General features: G+C 31.5%; 1 pseudogene. It reads right to left on the bottom strand.

Annotated elements, in window-relative coordinates:
• Positions 1–334 (bottom strand): annotated as a pseudogene (locus B5E75_RS14360) (IS1634 family transposase); the annotation flags it as partial.
• Between the last annotated feature and the right edge of the window lie 289 nt (positions 335–623).

Below are 623 nucleotides of genomic sequence, written 5' to 3' on the forward strand. Positions count from 1 at the left end.
TAAAGCTATTAGAATTATTTAAATAATCGACATACTTCTTTATGTCCATACATTTTAAAAGAGAGGCATAAGGGAAGTAACCAAGATATACTTCAGGAGACTCATCAGATATTTGAAGTCCTTTTTTATTTTTATGAGCGGCATTTAATTCATCAACTTCTTTTTGAAAATGAGCTATAGGATCATCAATACCTTTTTTCTTCCAAGTTTCAACAGAGGCAAGGGACTTGTATGTACGATGAGCAGACCCATGCTTTTCAGGGGAATAAAAACTCTCAACAATTGATAAATAAGTACGCCCTTTTAAATGAGATTGTTTAAGAAAATAAGCCATAAAGTACCTCCAATAATCTATCACCACTATCACCATTATTATAACATAAACTATAAAAAAATAAAAGAATTTAACATAAAAAAACATCGATAAAATCGACGTTTATTCGCTACTTAAAATTTTGATTTTAAATTTAGTCCAAAAAATCTAGTGATAGTCTCTAAAGACGGGCTTTACTTGGAAGTGCAACAGCTGGTTATGCAATAGCTATATTGATTAGAAAAATTGCAATGTGGACAAACGCTTTTACAAAGCCTCAGCTTTTACCTACAGCAGGTATTTGTGCTGG

The sequence above is a fragment of the Massiliimicrobium timonense genome, from assembly GCF_002160865.1.
GTDB lineage: Bacteria > Bacillota_I > Bacilli_A > Erysipelotrichales > Coprobacillaceae > Allocoprobacillus.